The organism is Uliginosibacterium sediminicola (assembly GCF_039631295.1).
In the GTDB taxonomy this organism is placed as follows: domain Bacteria; phylum Pseudomonadota; class Gammaproteobacteria; order Burkholderiales; family Rhodocyclaceae; genus Viridibacterium; species Viridibacterium sediminicola.
Genome location: NZ_JBDIVE010000013.1, coordinates 1 through 19,702, shown reverse-complemented (window position 1 = coordinate 19,702; position 19,702 = coordinate 1). Strand labels below are relative to the sequence as shown.

Below are 19,702 nucleotides of genomic sequence, written 5' to 3'. Positions count from 1 at the left end.
TCAGTGTGCTCCGGCCTTGGGGTCTTGCCACCAGGTGGTGATGACCCAGCTGTCGACCATGTAGTAGCGCGGCGACACCGCAGGATAGGCGAACTTGCCACCGCGATAAGCGCTGCGGAAATTGCTCACGAACCAGTGCGGCACGATGTAGTAGCCGTGACGCAAGACACGGTCCAGGGCGCGCAGACGGGTGACATACTCGTCGCGCGCGTGTGCCTTTTGCACCAGCTCGATCAGCGCATCGACGGCCGGGTCGCTGATCCCGGCGTAGTTGTAAGTGCCCTCGGTGGCGGCGGCTTTCGAGCCGTAACGATCCGGCAATTCCTTGCCGGGCGTGTTGAAGCCTTCGAGAGAGAGCGTGGCAATGTCGAAGTCGTAGGCGTCATAGCGGCGCTTGACCGAGGCAAAGTCGCCGACCTTGAATGTGGTTTCGATGCCGAGCTTGTTCAGCGCCTGCATGAAGGGGGTGATGTAGCGGCCGTGGCTTAGCGCTTCGTCGAGGAATTCGACGCGGAACACTTCGCCCTTGGCATTGCGTAGCGCGCCGTCGCGATAGGTCCAGCCAGCCTCGGCGAGCAGGGCGCGCGCCTGGCGCAGATTGTCGCGCAGGCTGCCCGGCGGTGTGGTGGTCGGTTGCAGCGGCGCCGGCGTGGTGAACACTTCGGGGCGCAGCTTGCTGCGCAGCGGTTCGAGCACGGCCAGCTCGGCGGCATCGGGCAGGCCCTTGGCCTCGTAGTCGCTGGCGGCGAAATAGCTGTTCATGCGTGTGTAGGCGTTGAAGAACAGCTGGCGGTTCATCCACTCGTAATCCATCGCCAGACCGATGGCGCGGCGCACGCGGATGTCCTTGAATTTGTCGCGCCGGTTATTGAGCATGAAGGCCTGGAAATTGCCCGCGCCACCCATCGGGAAGAGCTTCTTGACGATGGCGCCGGAGTCGAATTTTGGCCCCTTGTAGCGGCGGTTCCATTCGCGCGAGATGAACACCTGGATGAAGTCGAACTCGCCGGCCATGAAGGCTTCGGTCTGCGCCGTGGTGTCCTTGTAGAGGCGGTAGTTGATGCGGTCGAAGTTGTAGAGCCCGCGTCGCACATTGAGGTCGCGCGCCCAGTAATTGCGGTCGCGTTCGTAGGTGATTTCGCGACCGAAGTCGACGCGTGCGATCTTGTACGGCCCGCTGGCGATCGGCATATCGGTGATGACTTCGTCGAAGCGTTTGCCGGCCCCCCATTTGTGGCTGAAGATCTGCATGCTGCCCGCTACCAGGGGCAGATCGGCGCCCGCGCTGTGGAAGTCGAAGCGCACGCGGCGCTCGTCAAGAATGACGACCTGCTTGATGTCGGAGAGCTGCGAGCGCACCAGCGGCCAGGCCTCGGCGCTGGTGAGGCGCTCGAAACTGTATTTCACGTCCCGCGCCAGCACCGGCGAACCATCCTGGAAATGCGCCTTGGGATTGATGTGGAAGCTGGCCGAGAGCTTGTCGGGCGCCACCGTGACATCGTCTGCGAGCAAGCCGTAGCCGGTGGCCGGCTCATCCATGCTGCTGGTGAGCAGGGATTCGAACATGATGTTGCCGTAGATGCTGCTGTCAGCGCTGATCAGGCCGGGCGCCGCCGAACCCTTGAGCGTGAAGGGATTGTATTTCTCGAAGCTGGTATCGGTGCTGTTGGTCGTCATGCGCAGCGTGCCGCCCTTGGGCGCTGCGGGGTTGGCCCACTCGAAGTGATCGAAGCCGGCCGGGTATTTGATGTCGCCAAACTGTGCGTAGGCATGTGCGGCGAGGGCGGCCGGCATGCCGGGCAGGGCAAGGGCCAGGCAGCACAGCAGGGAGCGGAGCAGGTGCTTCATGCGCGACGGTCGAGTCAGTTTTGCGTAGTCTAACCGTCCTTGTGGCAGTTTCGCGCAACGCAATGCTGATGCAAGGAGGGAATCGACAAGATTCCCGGCGCGTGTAAGATCATCACCTCCGCGTTGCCGCCAGAAACCATGCAGATCATTCCTGAAGTTGCTGCCAGCGCAGCGGCCCTGACCGCTGTCCGACGTGACATCCATGCCCACCCCGAGCTGGCCTTCAAAGAGCTGCGCACCGCCGCACTGGTGGCGGAGCGACTCGAAGCGCTGGGCATCGAAACGCATCGCGGCATCGGCAAGACCGGTGTGGTGGGCGTGATCCAGGGCACGGCCGGCAACAGTACGCGCGGCATCGGTTTGCGGGCCGACATGGACGCGCTGCCGATTGAAGAACTCAATACCTTTGCCCATCGCTCGCAGCACCCCGGCTGCATGCACGCCTGCGGCCATGACGGCCACACCACCATGCTGCTCGGCGCGGCTGAATACCTGGCCCGTCATCGCAATTTCAATGGCCGCGTGGTGCTGATCTTCCAGCCGGCCGAAGAAGGCCTGGGCGGCGCAGCGGCGATGATTGCCGACGGCGTGCTGGAGCGCTTCCCGATCGATGCGGTGTTCGGCATGCATAACTGGCCGGGCATGCCGGTCGGGCGCTTTGGCGTGACGCCGGGGCCGGTGATGGCCAGCACCGACCGCTTCGACATCCATATTGGCGGGCGCGGCGCACATGCCGCCATGCCGCATCAGGGCATTGATCCGGTGGTGGCGGCGGCGCAGCTGATCCTCGCGCTGCAAACCGTCGTCTCGCGCAGCAGCGATCCACTCGATCCGGTGGTGCTGTCGGTGACGCAGATGCATGCGGGCGAGGCGTATAACGCGATCCCCAAGCAAGCGCGGCTCAGTGGCACGGTGCGTGCGCTGACGCCGGCGGTGCGCAGCGCCGTATGGGCCGCTATCCAGCGCGTCTGCGATGGTGTGGCGCTCAGCTGCGGGGTCAGCATCGAGATCAAGATCATGGAAGGCTACCCGCCGACCGTGAATACCCCGGCAGAAGCCGAGCTGTGCCGTGCCGTGGCCAGCAGTCTGGTGGGCGACGATGCGGTCGACTGGGCCTTGCGGCCGAGCATGGGTGCCGAGGACTTTGCCCATTTCCTCGAACAGCGGCCCGGTTGCTACGTCTGGCTGGGCAATGACGGCGCGACGCGCGGCGAGTCGGGCGGCTGCATGCTGCATAACGCCCAATACGATTTCAACGACGATGCCATCGCCCTCGGGGTGAGCTACTGGGTGCGCCTGGTCGAGCGTTTTTTGGCCTGAGCGTGCGTCAGTGAGGCGTCAGCGCGGCGCAGGAGACTGAGGTTTGGCATGTTGACCCAGGTGGTTCAGCCGCAACGCTCTGTCTGGCAAAATGCGCGCCGCTGAGGTGATGCAAACTTCGTGAATTCCGCTATGAAGTGCGTCATTTTTCTGCAGCCTGCAATTGCTCCATGTTCTGAACAAAGGCAATATTGCGCTGCCGCAAGGCCCGTGATGATTGATGATGTAATGCACCCGAGGGTGGCCGATGATGAACCTGTTCCTTTTTGCCGACTGTGCTGATCGCCCATGAGTGAAGACGTATCCAAAGCCCGCTCCGAGGGGGCTGCTGCCGAGGTGGTCCCGTTCGGGACCAAGCGCGTCATCGACGGCCAGGAGCGCGTGCATTACTACGGTTACTGGGTCAAAACCTACCAGGTGCCGGCCGACACCCTGGGCACCAAGAAGCGCCTGATCGAGGCGCTGACCCGACGTCTCTTCAACCACGTCGAGCATGGCGTGAACGTGCCGGGCTACCGCCTCAACGAGGCGCGCGTGGCCTACAACGAAGAGACTGATCTGGAAAAGCGCCGCGTCAAGGGCGCGATGCTTGCCGGTGCGATGTTCAACCGTGCCACCGATATCTTCACCAAACTGGTCGAGCTGCAAGCGGCGGGTGTCGAGATCGCCAGCGACAACGCGCTGATGCGCGAATGCGGGCGCTGCCTGCAGGAAGCGCTGGAACTGGGCAAGACCGTCTTCCACCGCAGCGGCGAAGAAGGCATCGACGAGCTGTGGGGCGAGCCGTTCAAGGCGTTTTCGATTCCCGTCGAAGCTTTCTACGAGAGTCGCTACATCAAGATCGCGCAAGCCATGCGCGACATCGACGCGATTACCCACCACCTGATTGAGACCTTCAGCAACGATGCCATGTTCGAAGGCATCATTCCGGTGATCGAGCGCTTTGCGCACACCGCCAAGATCAAGACCGAGACCTTGCGTACCGATGCCGAGATCTTCGATGTCTGGTCGAATTTCGCGGTCGCCGGCGAGCATCTGCGCAACTTCCAGCCGCATCTGCCCGAGCTGCCGAGCGAGCTGCAGCAGCGCCAGGCCGAACATGGTGTGCGTCTGGCGCGCCAGGTGCGCGGCCTGGTCTGTGACATCACGCGCGCACGAGTATCAATGCCCAAGAGCAGTGATGACATCCTCGCGCGCTGCCGTAACTACCGCGCCGCCTACCCCTGTATGGCGCAGATCATCAAGCCCTTCAAACCGATCAAGCTCGGCTGAGCGCGGGCCTGCTCAAAGCAGCTTTTCGATGGCTGCAGTGAGGTCCTTGGGTTCGGTGGTCGGCGCGAAGCGCTCGATGGCCTGGCCGTCGCGGCTGACCAGGAACTTGGTGAAATTCCATTTGATTGCCTCGGTATCGAGCAGGCCGGGCGCCTTCGACTTGAGGTACTGGTAGAGCGGGTGCGTGTCAGCGCCGTTCACATCGATCTTGGCGAACAGCGGGAAAGTCACGTCGTACTTGAGCGAGCAGAAGCTGGCGATCTGTTCGGCATCGCCCGGCTCCTGGCCACCGAACTGGTTGCAGGGGAAGCCGAGTACCACCAGACCGCGCTCGGCGTAATCGCGATGGAGCTTTTCGAGGCCTTCGTACTGCGGTGTCAGCCCGCACTTGCTGGCGGTATTGACGATCAGCAAGACCTTGCCGGCGTGGCTGGCCAGGGTGGTGGCCTCACCCTTGAGGGTAAGGACTTCAATATCGTAGAGCGGCGAGGACATGGCTTGACCTGTCAGAGGTTGATGCGGGAAAAGAACGGCCGGCGTGAGAGCGGGGCCCTTCACGCCGGCCTGTGCAGCGCTTACTTGGCTTCAGCGACGCATTTCTTGACGAAAGAATTCTTGGCGGCACCGGCCAGCGCCTTGCCGTTCTTGTCGATGGCCTTGGCCTCACAGGCGGCGGTGGCATCGCTGCCCTTGGCATCGGCCTCGCACTTCTTGAGGAAGGCGCTCTTGGCTGCGCCGGCGAGGGCCTTGCCGTTCTTGTCGATGGCCTTGGCTTCACAGCCGGAATCGGCGGCAAAGGCGATATTGGCGGCAAACGCTGCAGCAACCAGAACAATCAGCTTACGCATGGTGAAACTCCTTGCTTGGGTGGTGGGACGGGCAATGTATTGCCCGTGCATTGTAACGGGCGGGCTCGGCACAAATGTGTCAGCTCGATTCGTGCTCCAGCGTGAAACTGGCGCCCGCGTCTTCGGCCAGCGCATCGCGCAGCCAGGGCATCTCGGCGGCCAGCGTGGCAGCCAGCGTCCACGGCGGATTGATGATGAACATGCCGCTGCCGTGCATGCCGAAGCCATCGCTTGAGGCTTTGCGCACGGCCAGCGTGACATGCAGCCAGTTCTTCGCGCCGAGGCGCTGCAGGCGCTCGGGTAGCTGGCGCGCCTCGGGCTTGAGCAGCTGCGGGTACCACACGGCATAGCAGCCGGTGGCGAAGCGTTCCAGGCTCTCGCGGACCGCCTGCACCACGCGGCCGTAGTCCTCGCGCAGCTCGTAGGACGGATCGATGAGCACCAGACCGCGCCGCGAGGGCGGCGGCAGCAAGGCCTTGAGACTGGCAAAACCGTCATCGGCATAGACGATGGCACGCTTGGCATCGTCCTCGAACAGGCTGGCGAGGATGCGCTGATCGCTGCTGTGCAGCTCGAACAGGCGCAGCCGATCTTGCTCGCGCAGGCCATGCTGGCTGAGCCAGGGCGAGCCGGGGTAGCGTAGCAGGGCACCGGGGCCGTTGAGGGCGCGCACCTCGGCCACATAGGCGGCGATGGCCGGCGGCAGGTCGTTCCGTTCCCACAGACGGCCGATGCCGCCGCGGAATTCGCCGAGCTTGGTGGCGTGTTCGGAGTCGAGCGCGTAAGCGCCGGCGCCGGCATGGGTATCGACGACGGTGAAGGCTTTGTCTTTCTGCGTCATGTAACGCAGCAGTTGCACGAGCACCAGGTGCTTGAGAACGTCGGCATGGTTGCCGGCGTGATAGGAATGGCGATAACTGAGCATGCCCCGATTGTAGTGATTCGGCGTGGCAAAAGGGCTGTGGCGAAGAATTTTGCAAGGCTTTGCAGAGCAGTGCCGAACGGCCGTAGTGGTCATCAAGGCTCTGTGTTAGCCTGCGCCGCATGAAGATCGCCCTTTCATTGGCTGCCTTGCGCAGCGCGCTGAGGATGCAGCTGGGACGGCCGCGTACGCGCCGCATCCTGTGGATCGCTGCGGGCGTGTTGAGCCTCGTTGCGGTGCTCGGTTTCCTGGTGGCGCCACCGCTCTTGCGCGGCGTGGTCGAGCAGCAGGCCAGCGCGGCGCTGGGCCGCGTTGTCACCCTGGAGCGTTTGCAGCTCAATCCTTTTGCGCTGAGTGCAGCGCTGGATGGCTTGCGCATTGCCGACGCAGATGGCAAGGGGCGCTTCGTCGAGGTCGCACGCGTCGAGGCCAATCTGGAACTGTGGGCTTCGCTGTTCCATCGCGGACCCGTGCTGCGCTCCCTGCGCGTGGTCTCGCCGCAGCTGTATTTCGCGCGCCTGGATGCGCACCGTTTCAGTTTCAGCGACATCCTCGATCGCTTCGCCGCGCAGCCCAAGCCCACGGACGCCGAGCCGCTGCGTTTTGCGATCAACAATATCCAGCTCGATGGCGGCCACATCGAATTCGACGATCAGCCCGAGCACTTCCATCACGTGGTCGACACGCTGCGTATCGGCTTGCCCTTCGTCTCCACCGTGCCCTCGCAAGTGCATCTGGAGGTCGAGCCGCGTCTGTCGGCCACCATCAATGGCACCGAATTCGAACTCAGCGGCAAGATGCGCCCGTTTGCCGCGCATCGCGAGGCGACGCTGGCGCTCGATCTCGATGCCTTCGACGTCACGCCATACCTGGCTTATGTGCCCGCCAAGCTGCCGCTGAAAATTGAGCAAGCCTTGCTGGCCACGCATCTGGAATGCGTCTGGTCCGAGCAGGCCAGCGGCCAGAAATCGCTGAGCCTGCGCGGCGAAGTGTCGATTCACGATGCCCGCTTCAAGGACCGCGCCGGTGCGCCGCTGGCGTCCTGGAAAAGCCTGCAGATCGGCTTGCAGGACCTGCGCCCGCTGGCGACGCCGCAGCAGCTGCGCTTCAGCCAGATCACGCTGAGCGAACCGACGCTGCGTCTGCGTCGCCTGCCTGATGGCAGCATCGATCTGGCGCGCCTGTTTGGCACGGACGATGCCTCACCGCTTGCCGCTAACGCCAGCGCGCCGGCGGCGGCCAGCAGCAAAGCGAGTGCACCGCATATTGCCGTCGCCCAGTTGCAGATCAGCAAGGGGCGCGTGAGCTGGCAGGACGATGCGCTGCCGACGCGGTTCAGCAGCCAGTTCTCGCCAATCGACCTCAAGCTCAGCGCGTATGACAGCGGCGCCAGCACGCCAGCCACGCTGCAGGGCAGCGTGCAGCTGGAGCGCAGCGGCCGCGTGCAGCTCGACGGCACACTCGACGCGCAACGCAGCGCGGCGCGCTTGCGTGTGCAACTGGCAGACCTGCAGATCGCCGCGTATCGCCCGTATTATCAGGACGCTTTGGGCAGCGCCCAGCCGCGCGGCCAAGTGGCGGCCAGCCTGAACCTGGATTACGCGCCAGCTTCGGGCCTGCAGCTGAGTGAGGGTGCGCTGCAGCTGAGCGAATTCAGCCTGCCTGAAGCGGGCAACAAGCAGCCCATCGTGCAGCTGGCGAGCCTGAAGCTCGACGGGCTCAAGCTCGATCTGGCCAAGCGCAGCCTGGCCCTGGCGCAAATCAGCAGCCGCGACGCGCAATGGCGCCTGGTGCGCGATGCGGACGGCATCAATCTCCTGCGGCAGTTCAGTCATCCGCAGACGACTGCGGTGAATGCGCCGCCGGCGGTGGCAGCGGTGGCTGCCGCTCCCGCCGCTCCCGCCGGCACGGCGCCGCCGCCCTGGCAGCTGAGCCTGGGCAAGCTGGATATTGCTGGCTGGCGTGCCAGCCTCGAAGACCGTAGCGCGGCCGAGCCCTTGCGCCTCAATCTCGATGCCTTGCAGTTGCGCGTGCAGAATCTCTCCAATGCAACAAACCAGAAGGCGCAGCTGGCGCTGGAGATGGGCGTCAATCGGCGCGGACGTCTCAAGCTGGCGGGTGATGTGGGGCTGGCGCCGCTCAGCGGCAAACTGCAGCTCGATGCCAGTGGCGTTGAACTCTTGTTCGCGCAGCCCTACCTGAGCAATCTCACCAAGGTTCTGCTGACCCAGGGCGCGCTCGATGCCAAGGGCACGCTGGGTTTCGATCTGAGTGCGCCGCAGGCGCCGCAAGTGAGCTGGACCGGCGATCTGGCGGTGAAGGATTTCAATTCTTTCGACCAGCTCAATGCCAGCGACTTCGTGCGCTGGAAGCGTCTGGCGCTGAGTCAGCTCAAGCTGCGCAGCCAACCACTTGAACTGAGCGCGGCCCAGTTGCGGCTGGAGGATTTCTACACCCGCCTGATTCTCGATGGCCAGGGCCGCCTGAATCTGCGCGAGCTGGTGCAGAGCGGCGCACGCCGGGAGGGCGCGGACCTTGCGGCGGCCAGCAGCAGTGCCGCCAGCGCTGTGCCGGCAGCGGCTGGCCCGGCGCCGAAAATCAATATCGAACGCATCGTGCTGTCAGGCGGCAGTGTCAGTTACAGCGACCGCTTCATCAAACCCAATTACAACGCCAATCTCACGGATCTGGCGGGCAGCCTCAATGGACTCTCCTCCAGCGAGGATTCGGTGGCGAGTTTGGCGCTCAAGGCTGCGCTCGATCACAGCGCGCCGGTCGATATCCAGGGCCAGCTCAATCCCCTGCGCCAGGACCGCATCATGGACATCCATGCGCGCGTGGCGGACGTCGACCTCACCGGCGTGTCCACCTATGCCGCACGCTATGTCGGCTATGGCATCAGCAAGGGCAAGCTGTCGATGGATGTCGATTACCGCATTCGCGACCGCCAGCTCAGCGCGGAAAATCGCGTCACGCTCGACCAGCTGACCTTCGGTGAGCGCATCGACAGTCCAGACGCCACGCGCTTGCCGGTCTTGCTGGCGGTGGCCCTGCTCAAGGACCGCAGTGGCGTCATCGATCTCAATCTGCCGATCAGCGGCACGCTCGACGATCCGGAATTCAGCGTTGGCAGCGTGATCGTGCGCGTGCTGGTCAATCTGGTCAGCAAGGCGGTGAGCTCGCCGTTCGCGCTGCTGGGATCACTGGTCGAGGGGGGCGACGAGCTGTCCTATCTCGATTTCGAGTCGGGCCGCGCCAGCGTGTCGCCGGCCGGCATCACCAAGCTCGCCGCGCTGGCCAAGGCGCTCAATGCGCGGCCGGCGCTGAGTGTGGATATCACCGGCAGCGCTGATCCGCAGCGTGATGCGGATGGCATCCGTCGCGAACGTCTGGACAGCAAACTGCGTGCAGCCAAGGCGGCCAATATGGTCAAGCGCGGCGACAGCGTGGGCGAGGTTGATGCCTTGCGGATCAGCCGCGAGGAATATCCGCTCTTGCTTGAGCAAGTGTTCAAGCAAGAGAAATTCGACAAGCCGCGCAACGTACTGGGCATCACCCGCAGCTTGCCGACGGAACAAATGGAGACCCTTATGCTGAGCAATATCCCTGTCAGCATGGAGGATTTGCAGGCGCTGGCCAGCCGCCGTGCGGCTCTGGTGCGCGACTGGCTGGTCGGCGAAGGCAAGGTCGCCCTGGCGCGCGTGTTTGTCGTGGGTAGTTCGCCCAATTCGGCTGAGAGCGCCGCAGCGCGCGTCATCTTTTCACTCAAATAAATCGTCCAGCCCATATCAGGGCTGGGCAAGCTGGAGCCTCTGCATGGAACAACGTCTGATCAGCATCGAGAGCAAACTCGCCTTTGCCGAGGATATGCTCGAAACCCTCAACACCACGGTGTTTCGTCAGCAGGAGCAGATCGACCGTCTGCAGCAGCAGATCCGCGTGCTCTATGAACAATTGCAGTCGGCCAGCGCGGGGAGCGCCGAGCGGCGTGATCTGCGCGAGGATATCCCGCCGCATTATTAATACGGCCTGTACCGTACGCCCACGGATTTGATTCGATCAACACTTCGACGAGCAGGCAATTTTCGGCTCGCCAGATAAACAAAAGGCACCCGCAGGTGCCTTTTGTATTTTGCCGGAGTCGGACGCTTAGTTCGTGCTGGCGCGCTTGGGCGCGATTTCACGAATGATCTTCCAGCTCTTGCCTTCGCGGGCGAGCACCAGCTTCTTGGCGACATCGTCGTTGTAGTCGCTGGAGCGATAGCTCTGGTTGAACGAGACTTCGCAGCTATTCTCGCTGAGCTGGCGCACGCCCAGCTTTTCGAGACTGACCGAGATGCTCGGCTTGTTCAGACGTTCGGCGCGGAAGCGCTTCCAGTCAGCACGGTCAGCGCGGGTCAGCGGCTGGAAGTTGTCCGAGTAGTAGCCGAGGTACTTGTTCAGATCCTTGGCCGACCAGGCTGCCGCCCAGTCATTGGCGGCAAATGCGCACTGCTCAGACAGGGTCTGCACCGGAGCGGGGGCCGGCGGAGGCGGGGGCACCACGATCGGACGCGGCGTGCGGCCAGCCATGGCTGCAGCGGTATCGAGCGCGTCGTACTTGGGCAGCTCGGTGTTGCAGGTGACGTCGGCATCATTGGCGTTTTCGTCGTTCTGGCTCTCCAGTGTGGCCTCGTTGCTCGATGCCAGACCCAGCGCCGGCAGCAGGCGGTGGCTGGCGGCAAGGACGCGGAATTCGGAGAGCTTCAGATCGTACTGGGCGCGCACCAGAGCACGGCGTGCTTCGAACAGTTCGTTTTCGGTGTCCAGCACGTCAAGCAGACTGCGCTGACCGATGTCGAACTGCTGGCGATAGGCGTCGCGCGCCTTTTCGGTCGCCTGGACGTGTTGTTCCAGGTATTGCAGCTGTTCGCGCAGCTTGCCGATGTCATGCCAGGCGATGGCGGCGGTCTGGCGCAGATCGCGGCAGGACTTGTCACGCTGGGCGACCGCCGCATTAAAAGATTGTTCCGCGGCACGGATACGTGCCTGATCGCTGCCACCGCGGAAGATGTTGTAGTTCATGACGACCTGGCCGACGGTGTCGGAGTAGTGGCCGGGCACGCCGCTGTGGTTGCGCTCAAGGCTGTGCGAGCCACGCAGTTCGAAGGTCGGCGAATTGGCTGCACGGCGCACGGCGGTTTGCGCACGTGCGGCACGCAGATTGGAAACCGCAGCCAGGAAGTTGGGGTTGTTCTGGATCGAGGTCAGGATGACATCTTTCTCAGGCGGCAGCTTGTCGGTGACCTTCGGTGCGTCGACGAGCACCGGCGGCGTTTCACCGACGACGCGTTCGAAGCGCGCGCCGACATCGTGCAGGTTGCTGGTTTCAGTCAGCCAGTTGGACTGTGCCAGTGCGACACGACCTGCTGCTTGCTCCAGATCGACGCGACGGCCGACACCGGCTTTGACGCGCTGTTCGATCTGATCGTAGGTTTCCTTATGCACGCCCCAGTTGTCTTGTGCCAGCTGGGTCAGCTGACGATAGCGCTGCACGTCGAGGTAGGCGCGTGCGGCTTCGAGCGCCATGTCATCCGTGGTAGCCAGCAGCTCGTAATAGCGCGTCGCCTTGGTGTGGCCGGCGCGACGGATTTCATTGCGGGTTGCGCTGCCATCGTAGAGCAACTGGCGCAATTGCAGATTAACGCCGGGGTGGTTGAACTTCACAGCGCCACCGATGTTATCGTCCAAACGTTCGCGGCCGTAGTAGCCCTCCAGGTCGACGCGCGGCTTCAGGGCACCCGTGGTGGCATCCCGTTCCTGGGAGGCCGAGAGAAATTCACTCAAACGGGCTTGCACGTCAGGGCTGCGTGCCAGGGCGCGTTCGGTGACTTCATTCAGGGTGGCTGCTTCGACGGCGACTTGCGCGAGAGCAAGTGCTACAGCAACATACAGTTTTGAATACATCGGTTTCTCCAGACTGGCTGATTTTCTGAGCAAGTAATTGATTTTTTTAAACTGGACTACGCGTGCGACTAGGTGCTGCTAGCAAGATAAGCTTGCCTAAACGGGGGGTTTGCAAGTCATATCCGGCCGATGTCCCCGTAGAATTTATGTTTTGCAAGACGATTCTATAGTTTCTTTGAGCTGGATTAGAACACGTGCGGAAAATTTTTTTGCTGAATTTTAGTTTTTTTAACCAGGCCAGCTAAGACACATGACTGACTTGCGCTCCCGTTCGCGCTGGCTGCTGACTATTATTGCGAGCTTTTTCATAGTCGTATTGGCTATTGCCGCAATCGATGAAGATCGCCTGAGAACTTATGTTCAGGGGCGTTTTGGCGCAGCGGCGGTGCGTAATGTGCGTGATTGGCGCGAGTCTGTGGCGCGCCTGACGGGGCAGGGCGAGTCGGAGCGTTTGCAGGGGATCAACGATTTTTTCAACCGTCATATCCAGTTTCAAGACGATACCGTCGTCTGGGGGCAGGATGATTATTGGGCGACACCGCTGGAATTTCTCGGTCGTGCCAGCGGTGATTGTGAGGATTACGCAATTGCCAAATATTTCAGCCTGATTGAACTGGGGGTGCCCGCTTCACGCATGCGCCTGATTTATGTTCGGGCGCGTTTTGGTGGCCCTGGCAGCACGGTCAGCGTGGCCCACATGGTGCTGGGCTATTACGCGCAGCCACAGGCCGATCCGCTGATTCTGGACAATTTGCTCGCGGAGATCCGGCCAGCCAGCCGGCGCACAGATCTGACGCCTGTGTTCAGTTTCAATTCCGATGGTTTGTGGATGGCCGGGGCTGAACAGCCTACGGCGCCCGTGGATCGCTTGTCACGCTGGAAGGATTTATTGCTGCGCATGCGGGCTGAGGGTTATGCGCCTTGAGCTTGGTGTGAATGATTCTGTGAATGAATTAAATATAGAAAAAGACGTTTTTGTTGTTTTTGATGTTTTGGAGGTGTGCACATGTCTTTATTGACGCGCTTGTGGATTGGGGTTCTGAGCGCCATGCTGCTCGCTTTGGCGGGTAGTTTCGTGGTGAGCGTACTGACCGCTCGCGATTACATCGCGCAGCAGCTGTATGCACAGGCCGCCGATAATGCCGCGTCGCTGGCCTTGTCGATGTCGCAGCAAAGCAAGGATGCTGCGATGAGTGAATTGCTGGTGTCGGCGCTGTTCGACTCCGGGCATTTCGAGAGCATCGTGTTTCGCGATGTAAATGGTCGTGTGGTGGTGGAGCGACATAATCGCGTCGAACTGGCTGATGCTCCGGATGTTTTTGTGCGCTGGGTGCCCATTGTGGCGCAGCCGGGTCTGGCCAATGTGTCCGACGGCTGGAAGCAGGCTGGCAGTGTCGAGGTGCGGGCCAGCGCACGCTATGCCTATGGCGCCCTGTGGCGAGGCAGTCAGCGTCTGGCCGTGACGCTGGCCGTGGTGGGCTTGCTGCTGGGCGTGGTGGTGACCTTCCTGATGCGTTGGCTCAAGGGGCCTTTGATGGTCATCGTGCATCAGGCGGAAGAAATCGGCCAGCGGCGCTTCCTGACCGCACCGGAGCCGCCGGTGAAGGAGCTGCGCATCGTCTCGCGCGCCATGAACGCGATGGTTGAGCGCGTCAAGGCGATGTTTGCCGAGCAGTCGGCGCGTATCGATCAGCTGCGTACCGAGGCGAGTCGCGATGCGCTGACCAGCTTGCCGAACCGCGAGTTCTTTGTCGCCGGTCTGCGTCAGATGGTGGAGGATGAAGATCGCTCGCCGTCCGGCGTGTTGTGTGCGATGCGTGTGCAGGATCTGGATGGTATCAACCGTCGTCTTGGCCGCGAGCGGGGCGATGCGCTCCTGCAGGCCTGTGGCGATATTTTCAAGCGCGCCGCTACGCGTGTAGAAGAGCCCGTATTTGGGCGTCTGGGTGGTGCTGAATTTGCCTTGCTGCTGACTGGGGCGGATGCCGAGCAGGCTGCTAGCGTCTGCAAGGCGCTGCTGGCCGAAGTCGAGAGCTTGTTCCAGCGTGAAATGGTTGACCGCTTGCCCGCCGCTGCGCTGGGCTGGACGCTTTATGCGCGTGGTGACGGCGTCAGTGCCATCATGGCTCGTCTGGATACGGCGCTGATGATGGCAGAGTCGGCGCAGCCGCCGATCGCGGGCGTTGATCGTTCGGATGGTCCCGGCGTACTGAGTGGCGCCGCCTGGCGTACGGCTGTCGATACGGCATTGGCGCATCGACATTTCGAGCTGTCGGCCTATCCTGTCATGCTGATCGACGGTCAGCTCTTGCATGATGAGGTGATGCTGCGACTGATTGGCGATGATGGGGTGAGGATGTCGGCCGGCCTGTTCATGCCCGCTGTGTTGCGCCAAGGGCGGCAGGTCGAGATCGACTTGCTGGCGCTGGATCTCGCGATTGAGCGCCTGGCCAGTGTGACGCACGATATCGCGCTGAATTTGTCGCCAGCCTCATTGCATGACGCTGGCTTTGTGAGCGCATTTGCTACGCGTTTGAACGCTGCACCGGAACAGGCCAAACGGCTGTGGCTTGAAGTGTCGGAGCGCACTTTGATGGACGAACTCGGCCTGCAGGCGCTCAAGGCGCTGTCTGAGCTAACGCGGCAATGTGGCTGCAAGCTGGGGGTCGAGCACTTTGGCCGCTACTTTGCGGCGCTGCCCAGCCTGCATGAGATCCAAGTCGATTACGTCAAGCTGGACGGCGCATTTGTCGCCGGTATCGATAGTCATGCGGGCAACCAGCGCTTCGTGCGCTCAGTGGTTAGCGTCGCGAGCAGCATGGATATGCGCGTGATCGCTGAGCGTGTGGGTAGCGAGGCGGAATGGCAGGCCTTACGTGATTTGGGGGTTTATGGCGTCACCGGTCCGGCTGTTACACAGCGCTTGTCCGCAGCGTCCTGATCTTTCCACTGCTTATCCAGGCCCGCCACTGGGCGCCGCATGCTTGCGGCGTTTGCTGGCGGGTTTTTTCTGCCCGCGTCTGGGTCGAGCAGTGCCTAGCGGAGCGTTTGAGTGAGCTGCTCTGAATGACGTGGGTCTTCGAGTGAAGCTGCTGATGTAGCGTAGGCTTGCTGTGCAAGTGTTGCGTGCAGCGTCTTTGCGGCCTCGCTGCGCCTGGCTTTTGAGTGTGCGTCTTGATCGGGCCTGGCAATTGGGCAGACATAAAAAAACCGGACCGCATGCGTGAGCATGTGGTCCGGTTTGAGCAGGGTTCAGCTTGTGGCTTAGTCCGTGACCAGCTTGTTGGCCGTCAGCAGCGCCTGGATGATGGCGGTGTCGGTTGTCGTTCCGCCATTGGTCAGATCGACGCCTTGCAGCACGATCTGCTGATTATCCAGTGCCGAGCTGTAGCCATTAACGAAGCCGCCGGCCGTTGACACGTGGATCGTGGTGTTGCCACCGCTGACCGTGAAGTGCAGGTAGTTCGTCAGGTCACCGGCACTGGTTCCGGTGTGCGACTCACCTTGCAGCAGATCCTGCAGATTGAGCACATTTGCCGAGGTCGAGCTGTTGAAGCCGATGATGGTGTCAACCGCCGGGGTGCCCACGCTGCCCTGGTCGCCAAGGTGCCAGACGAAAGTATCTGCACCTGCCGAGCTGGCCGTCATGGTGTCATTGCCCGCACCGCCTTCGATGTGGTTGTGACCGCCGAGGGCGATGATAGTGTCGTTGCCTTCGTCGCCATACAGCTTGCTGTAACCCGCAGAGCCGCCTGTGATGCTGTCATTGCCGGCCTTGCCGCTGATGATGTCATGGCCGCCACCGCCACTGAGCGTGTCATTGCCAGCCCCGCCGGTGATTTCGTCGTTGGCGCTGGTTCCTGTGATGGTGTTGGCTGTGGTGTCACTACCATGGATGAGGTTGTTGATCGTCGTCAGTTCCAGGGTGGCGGTCGATGTGTCACCGGTGCTGTCGGTCAGCGTGTAGGTGATATCGACCGGCGTGACACCTGTCGTGGTGGTATCGAGCGAAACGCCCTGGAAGCTGATGGCCGAGATGATGGCTTCCGCATCGCTCGAAGTCTGCACTTCGATATAGCCGATGTTGGTGTAGCCAGTCAGTGCCACGGTTCCCTCGGCTGTCGATGTCACCTGGCCCAGCAAGTGGCCATCTACTGAGTAGATCGAGTAGGTCAGCGACGAGGAGCCGCCGTTGGCCGTCGTGCTGCCCAGATTGCTGGAGTTGGCATTGATCGTGAAGACGACGTTGCCCACGCCCTGTGCGTAACTTGCGCTGGAGAAGGTGAAGATCAGCGACTCCAGATTGTCTACTTGGGTGCTGTCTGAGATGTTGTCCTCATTGGTCGTCGTCACCCCGCTACCCGATACGCCAACCCCGACGCTGCCGTACGTTACGGTGCCGGTCGTCGTCGTGTCGGGTGTGGTTGCCGTGTTGATGCCCACAGCGGTGACAGTTAGACCATTGTTGGTCGCGGCCGTGGCGGAATTGGTCAGCGATACGCTATGCGTCGTACCCAGGGTTTGCGTCGGACGGTCTGCGGTGGCCGGCGTGTAGCTGTAATAGCCTTCCTTGTTGAAGGTCAGCGAAGCGCCCGTGGTGGTGTTACTCCAGGTCAGTACGCCTGCTGCAGTCACTGTGTAGGTGCCGCCGCTGAGGGTTCCGGAGCTGGCGCTGGTGAGGCTGATGGTCTGACCTGCAAAGGTGATCGATGTGACCTTGGCATCGTCGGTGATTGTGTCAGCGCCATTGCCGGTCGTCGAGGTAAAGAGCGTTGCCGAGGCGTTGATCGGGCGACCCGGATCCTCGCTCATGCCGGTGATCACGTTACCGGTGAAGGCGGTTTCGGTCGGCAGCAAGGTGTCAAAGTCATTACGTGCCGTCGGAGCGCCATTGACCACGCCGACATTCAGCGTAGCGCTGGATGTGTCACCGTCATTGTCGCGGGCAACGAAGCTGACGCTATAGCTGTCGCCCACGGTGGTGGCTGCAATGGAGTAATCGCCGGTCGCGAAGTTGATGGTCAGCGTGCCATGCGTGAAGCCGTTGCTGGCATCCAGCGTGAGCGTGCTGCCACTGACCGTACCTGCCGCGATGCTGCCAACTGTCGTCCAGGTGATCTGGTTGGTGGTCGGGTTGTAGGTGAAGGTCACCGTACCGTCAGCCGTCGTCGTAGCGCTATCTCCATTGGTGTCGAGCTTCAGCGAAACGCTTTGGATATAACCGCCATCGGCGCCGAAGGTGCTGTTCAGCGAACCAGTCAGCAGATTGCCCTTCGACAAGGTCGAGTTGACCGAGTTGGTCAGGGTTTCGGACAGATCGTTCAGGTCGGGCACCAGGGTTGCTGCGTCCTTCGTTCCGTTCTTGTCGGAGTCGATATTGTTGATGGCATTGAGGTAAGTCGTGTTCGACACGCCTTGACCAATACCGACAGCGTACGAGGAAATGCTGTTGGTGGCCGTGAAGGTCGACCAAGAGGATGTTGCGCTCGTGGTATCTGTCGTCACATTGTTGCCGTTCGATGCGGTCGGTGCACCATCCGATACGAAGTAGGCAATGTTAGTTACGCTGCTATCCACGGTGCCGAAGGCCGTCGTGGCGTCGACCAAGGCGTCCTGATAGTTGGTACCCCCTACAGTCGAGACCGTGATGGCGGTGATGGCCGCGATGACTGCAGCTTCACTGGCGTAGGCCGTATTGTTATTGAGGATGCTGGCTGTACCCGCAAAGGTCACGATCTTGACCGAGACGTCAGAAGTCAGGGCATAGTAGGCCTTGACCAGTGCAATCAGTGCAGTCTTGGCCATTTCCAGACGCGTCGTGACCTCATCAACACCCGCAGTGGAGGACTCTTCAAGTACTTCACCGCCGGCAAACGCTTCAGTCATCGAGCGCGAGATGTCGAGAACCAGAACCAGGTTGTAGCTCGGGGCCGTCGTCGCAGCAACTTCGACCGTACGGCTGTATGCCAACGGGGTGTCATCCACGACGGTGACTCCGAGCGAAGCCGTCAGCGTGTCCGTAACGTAGCTGAAGTTAGAGGTGATGCTGCTGTTGTTGGCCGTGGCACTGTTGTCTGCAGCCGCAGTCAAGGTATAGGTGTAATCACCCACGCCAGTGCCCGCGGTATCGACCGTCAGGAAGCCGATGGTTTTACCACCTTCAACGTCTGCTACCTGAATGTAGCCGGCACGCGAGTCGAGGTCACCGGTGCCGCCATCAGTCACACTGGCCACGCTAGTGATGCTGGTGCCGCTGCCATCGTTGCTCAGCAGATTACCTATCGCGGTCGTGGTTCCTCCACCGGTACCGGTCGACAGCGCACTTTCATTCACCGTAGCCGTATCGTTGGCCGTGTCATTGTCGAGGATCGTACCTGTTCCTCTTACGCCACCCACCGTGACCGTATAGGTTTCCGTCGATTCGTGGATGGTGTCATCCACTGTCGGTACTGTAATGGTGAAGCTGGATACATTGGGCTGGACGGTCACGAAGCCATTGGCGAAGGTCACGCCAGCACTGAAGGTCGGCGCAGTGTAGTCCGCCGTACCGGACGTGGTCACGTCGGCGAGGCTCAATGCGAAGCTTGTGGCGTACGTTGCCGTGCTATTGAACGTTACGGTATGGACGACTGCTGTGCCTTCTGTAACGGTCGCGCTGCTGACCGAGGAGACACTCAGAGTGTCGTTGTCGAGGATCGAACCGGTGCCGACTTTGCCACCAACGCTGAGGGTGTAGGTTTCCGTCTGCTCCACAATGGTGTCGTTGACCGTCGGTACGCTGACTGTGAAGCTGGATACATTGGCCGGGACGGTGACAAAGCCATTGGCGTAGGTCACGTTGTTGCTGAAGCTTGGCGTCGTGCTGTAGTCCGAACCTGCCGTCGCGCTGACATCGGCCAGGCTCAGCGCGAAGGTGGTGCTGCCCGCGGTCGAGTAGCTGTTGAGGGTGACGGTATGAACGATGGCCGTGCCTTCCACTGCGGAAGCGCTGCTGACCGAGGAGACGCTCAGGGTGTCGTTGTCGAGGATGCTGCCGGTGCCGACCTTGCCACCGACACTCAGCGTGTAGGTTTCGGTCGACTCGATGATGGAATCATCGGTCGTCGGCACGCTCACGGTGAAGCTGGAGACGTTGGCCGGGACAGTGACGAAGCCATTGGCGTAGGTCACGTTGTTGCTGAAGCTCGGCGTGGTCGTGTAGTCCGAACCTGCCGTAGCGCTGACATCGGCCAGGCTCAGCGCGAAGGTGGTGCTGCCTGCAGTCGAGTAACTGTTGAGGGTGACGGTGTGGATCACTGCCGTGCCTTCAACAGCGGAGGCGCTGCTGACCGAGGAGACGCTCAGGGTGTCGTTGTCGAGGATGCTGCCGGTACCGACCTTGCCACCGACACTCAGTGTGTAGGTTTCGGTCGATTCGATGATGGAATCGTCGGTCGTCGGCACGCTCACGGTGAAGCTGGATACGTTGGCCGGGACAGTGACGAAGCCATTGGCGTAGGTCACGTTGTTGCTGAAGCTTGGTGTCGTGCTGTAGTCCGAACCTGCC

At 61.7% G+C, this 19,702-nt stretch carries 12 protein-coding genes; 6 read left to right on the top strand and 6 right to left on the bottom strand.

Translation table 11 applies throughout. The annotated features are described in order from the left end of the window. Positions 1-1,848, bottom strand: a complete 1,848-nt coding sequence (locus ABDB84_RS18135) for an extracellular solute-binding protein (protein ID WP_345921189.1) — start codon at positions 1,846-1,848, stop codon at positions 1-3. A 138-nt stretch (positions 1,849-1,986) separates the two neighbouring features. On the opposite strand from ABDB84_RS18135, the gene ABDB84_RS18130 reads away from it, so the two are divergent. Then, positions 1,987-3,168 carry a M20 aminoacylase family protein gene (locus ABDB84_RS18130; RefSeq protein WP_345921188.1) on the top strand — a complete coding sequence of 394 codons (1,182 nt, stop codon included), beginning with the start codon at positions 1,987-1,989 and terminating at the stop codon, positions 3,166-3,168. A gap of 288 nt (positions 3,169-3,456) precedes the next feature. Next, positions 3,457-4,440, top strand: coding sequence for a hypothetical protein (locus ABDB84_RS18125; RefSeq protein WP_345921187.1), 984 nt, complete (start codon positions 3,457-3,459; stop codon positions 4,438-4,440). 12 nt (positions 4,441-4,452) lie between these two features. Here ABDB84_RS18125 and ABDB84_RS18120 read toward each other — a convergent pair whose 3' ends face one another. The 3 genes from ABDB84_RS18120 to ABDB84_RS18110 form a co-directional block, all read right to left on the bottom strand. Beyond that, entirely contained in the window at positions 4,453-4,935 is a 483-nt protein-coding gene (locus ABDB84_RS18120) for a glutathione peroxidase (RefSeq protein ID WP_345921186.1), read from the bottom strand. A gap of 80 nt (positions 4,936-5,015) precedes the next feature. Continuing rightward, positions 5,016-5,288 carry a hypothetical protein gene (locus ABDB84_RS18115; RefSeq protein ID WP_345921185.1) on the bottom strand — a complete coding sequence of 91 codons (273 nt, stop codon included), beginning with the start codon at positions 5,286-5,288 and terminating at the stop codon, positions 5,016-5,018. Between the two features lie 79 nt (positions 5,289-5,367). Beyond that, positions 5,368-6,213 (bottom strand): 23S rRNA (adenine(2030)-N(6))-methyltransferase RlmJ, encoded by an 846-nt coding sequence (locus tag ABDB84_RS18110; protein ID WP_345921184.1) that lies wholly within the window; start codon positions 6,211-6,213, stop codon positions 5,368-5,370. Between the two features lie 119 nt (positions 6,214-6,332). Here ABDB84_RS18110 and ABDB84_RS18105 point away from each other — a divergent pair, with 119 nt between their 5' ends. Together ABDB84_RS18105 and ABDB84_RS18100 are read left to right on the top strand one after the other, a co-directional pair. Next, positions 6,333-9,983 (top strand): DUF748 domain-containing protein, encoded by a 3,651-nt coding sequence (locus ABDB84_RS18105; protein ID WP_345921183.1) that lies wholly within the window; start codon positions 6,333-6,335, stop codon positions 9,981-9,983. 43 nt (positions 9,984-10,026) lie between these two features. Continuing rightward, the gene (locus ABDB84_RS18100; protein ID WP_345921182.1) at positions 10,027-10,233 is read left to right on the top strand and encodes a SlyX family protein; all 207 of its coding nucleotides are present in this window, start codon (positions 10,027-10,029) and stop codon (positions 10,231-10,233) included. A gap of 126 nt (positions 10,234-10,359) precedes the next feature. Here ABDB84_RS18100 and ABDB84_RS18095 read toward each other — a convergent pair whose 3' ends face one another. Then, complete coding sequence (locus ABDB84_RS18095) at positions 10,360-12,156, bottom strand: TolC family outer membrane protein (protein ID WP_345921181.1); 1,797 nt, start codon at positions 12,154-12,156, stop codon at positions 10,360-10,362. A 250-nt stretch (positions 12,157-12,406) separates the two neighbouring features. Here ABDB84_RS18095 and ABDB84_RS18090 point away from each other — a divergent pair, with 250 nt between their 5' ends. Both ABDB84_RS18090 and ABDB84_RS18085 read left to right on the top strand, forming a co-directional pair. Further along, the gene (locus ABDB84_RS18090; RefSeq protein WP_345921180.1) at positions 12,407-13,081 is read left to right on the top strand and encodes a transglutaminase-like cysteine peptidase; all 675 of its coding nucleotides are present in this window, start codon (positions 12,407-12,409) and stop codon (positions 13,079-13,081) included. Between the two features lie 81 nt (positions 13,082-13,162). Next, entirely contained in the window at positions 13,163-15,097 is a 1,935-nt protein-coding gene (locus tag ABDB84_RS18085) for an EAL domain-containing protein (protein WP_345921179.1), read from the top strand. Between the two features lie 323 nt (positions 15,098-15,420). Here ABDB84_RS18085 and ABDB84_RS18080 read toward each other — a convergent pair. Then, the coding region (locus ABDB84_RS18080) for a beta strand repeat-containing protein (protein WP_345921178.1) at positions 15,421-19,702 on the bottom strand (4,282 nt) is incomplete at its 5' end.